This window comes from Rheinheimera baltica DSM 14885, from assembly GCF_000425345.1.
Classification (GTDB): Bacteria; Pseudomonadota; Gammaproteobacteria; order Enterobacterales; family Alteromonadaceae; genus Alishewanella; species Alishewanella baltica.
This window is the reverse complement of sequence record NZ_AUDG01000110.1, coordinates 1-2,403: the sequence shown is the minus strand read 5'-3', so window position 1 is coordinate 2,403 and position 2,403 is coordinate 1. Positions and strand designations below refer to the sequence as shown.

Below are 2,403 nucleotides of genomic sequence, written 5' to 3'. Positions count from 1 at the left end.
CGAGTGAATATATAACTGAAGAGCCGGATGCGGTAATTCCGCACGTCCGGATCTGTGTGGGGGCGGCTCAGTAATGGGTCGTTCTACCACGATTTAACCAAAATATCAATTTGATATTGCTCAGCGGCACTGGCAATGGATTCAGCGTTGGTAACATCTAACACCAGGCCGCTGGCACTAAAGCCTTGCGCAATAAGTAGCGCCACCTTGCTGTTAATAGCGTCTTGTTGCAGATCTGCGAGCACCACATTATGGCCCAAAGCGGCAAAATGGCTGGCAATAGCAAAACCGATACCGCCGGTAGCACCGGTAACAAGAACCTGCATAGTGTGTCTCCAAAGTAAGTTGCTTGTAATCATGCTAGAAGCCAGAACGCTTCGCTGCAACGGTACTTTAGTGCTATGTCGGCATTTTTCAATGAATGCTGTGTTTGACTTAAATGCCATAACTAAGGCTCGAAAAATCTGGCTTATGGTTTTCTACTCCCAGTGCTTGTGGTACATTTTCGCCTTAACAATAAAAATAATTCGTTCGCAGCAGCCTGTTTTTTTGTAAAAAGAATACGCTTTCAGGGTTTTAACTAGGTATTTGGTAATTGTTGGGTATAAATGCTCGTTTTCCTGAGGCGGTTAAAGGCGGTTGCGTATAACAAGGTCTACACAGAGGATATTCCATGTCAGCGTCTGACAATAGATCAGCGGTGAGCAGCGGCAAACGCGGCTGGTTTACCCGTTTTCTTGATACCGTCGAGTTTCTCGGTAATTTACTACCTCATCCTGTTACCTTATTCGCCTGCTTTGCCTTGGCAGTGGTGTTAGGTAGCGGTATAGCGGCTTACTTTGATGTAAGTGCAATAGATCCCAGGCCAGAAGGCACTGCCGGGCGAGCAGCAGATGGCGTAATCCGCGTTGTTAATTTAGTCAGTGTTGATGGCTTGCAGCGCATAGTGTCTAACCTGGTAACCAACTTTACCAGTTTTCCGCCGCTGGGCGTGGTGCTGGTAGCACTGCTGGGCGTGAGTATTGCTGAGCATTCCGGGTTAATTTCTGCCGCGATGCGCGGGTTGGTTATGGGCGCCTCGAAGCGCATGGTTACGGTTACCATCGTGTTTGCCGGTATTATTTCTAACACGGCGTCAGAACTGGGCTATGTGGTATTAATACCAATGGCTGCAGTTATTTTTCACTCTCTTGGGCGCCATCCTTTGGCTGGCTTGGCTGCAGCGTTTGCCGGTGTGTCTGGTGGTTATAGTGCTAATTTGTTTATCGGTACCGTTGATCCGCTGTTGGCCGGCTTTACCCAATCTGCAGCAAATTTGATTGATCCGAATTATACCGTTGGGCCGGAAGCAAACTGGTTTTTTATGATTGTCAGTACGTTTTTTATTGCCGGCTTAGGCGCTTTTGTTACCGAGAAAATAGTAGAGCCTAAATTGGGTAAATACGATGTAAGCGAAGCCGCGATTGATTTAGGCAAGCCTGAACTGGAAAAGCTTAGCACAGAAGAAAAACGCGGTTTAAAAGCCGCCGGGCTGGCATTTTTGGCGCTGGGTATATTGTTAGCAATCAGTGTAGTACCAGAGTGGGGGCCATTACGCCACCCGGAAACAGGCTTAGTGGCAGGCTCTCCGTTTTTAAAAGGTATAGTGGTGTTCATTTTAATCACCTTTGCTATACCGGGTTACATTTATGGCCGCTGTGTCGGCACGATGAAAACCGACCGTGATGTGATTAACGCCATGGCCAAAAGCATTAGCTCTATGGGCTTGTACATTGTGTTGGTATTCTTTGCTGCCCAGTTTGTCGCCTTTTTTGGTTGGTCTAATCTAGGCTCAATTTTGGCGGTAAACGGCGCGACGTTATTGCAGGATATTGGCTTAACCGGGCCGGGTTTATTCTTCTTCTTTATCGGCATGTGTGCTTTGGTGAATTTGTCACTGGGCTCAGCGTCAGCGCAATGGGCTATTTTTGCGCCTATTTTTGTGCCCATGCTAATGATAGTTGGCTACTCGCCCGAGGTAATACAGGCGGCGTATCGTATTGGTGATTCAGTTACTAACCTTATTACGCCGATGATGAGTTATTTTGGCTTAATATTGGCAGTGGCATCGCGCTATAAAAAGGATTTAGGTATCGGTACGTTAATTGCGACAATGCTACCGTATACGCTGGTGTTTTTTGTCGGTTGGACCCTGCTATTTTATGTTTGGGTGTTTGTGTTGCAGTTACCGGTTGGTCCGGGTTCACCAACCTATTATCAGTTTGCTGGATAATGCCGTTCAGAGTAATAAAAAACCGCACTTAGGTGCTAATGCCGTTCACTTAAGGTGAGCGGCATTTTTACTTTTGGCCACCGGGTAGCGATTTTTCGATACCTTTAGCGTCCTTGGATAACTGCGTTCTC

The 2,403-nt window shown here is 46.9% G+C and carries 2 protein-coding genes; one reads left to right on the top strand and one right to left on the bottom strand.

Going from position 1 to position 2,403, the window contains the following annotated elements:
• Positions 1–83 precede the first annotated feature (83 nt).
• Entirely contained in the window at positions 84–326 is a 243-nt protein-coding gene (locus H595_RS0119445; RefSeq protein WP_027672634.1) for an SDR family NAD(P)-dependent oxidoreductase, read from the bottom strand.
• A gap of 347 nt (positions 327–673) precedes the next feature.
• On the opposite strand from H595_RS0119445, the gene H595_RS0119440 reads away from it, so the two are divergent.
• Positions 674–2,272 (top strand): AbgT family transporter, encoded by a 1,599-nt coding sequence (locus tag H595_RS0119440; protein ID WP_027672633.1) that lies wholly within the window; start codon positions 674–676, stop codon positions 2,270–2,272.
• The last annotated feature ends 131 nt before the right edge of the window (positions 2,273–2,403 follow it).

Bases quoted from the DNA above. Each gene is read 5' to 3' on its own strand.
- H595_RS0119445 (WP_027672634.1), bottom strand. From the start codon at position 326: ATGCAGGTTCTTGTTACCGGTGCTACCGGCGGTATCGGTTTTGCTATT.
- H595_RS0119440 (WP_027672633.1), top strand. From the start codon at position 674: ATGTCAGCGTCTGACAATAGATCAGCGGTGAGCAGCGGCAAACGCGGC.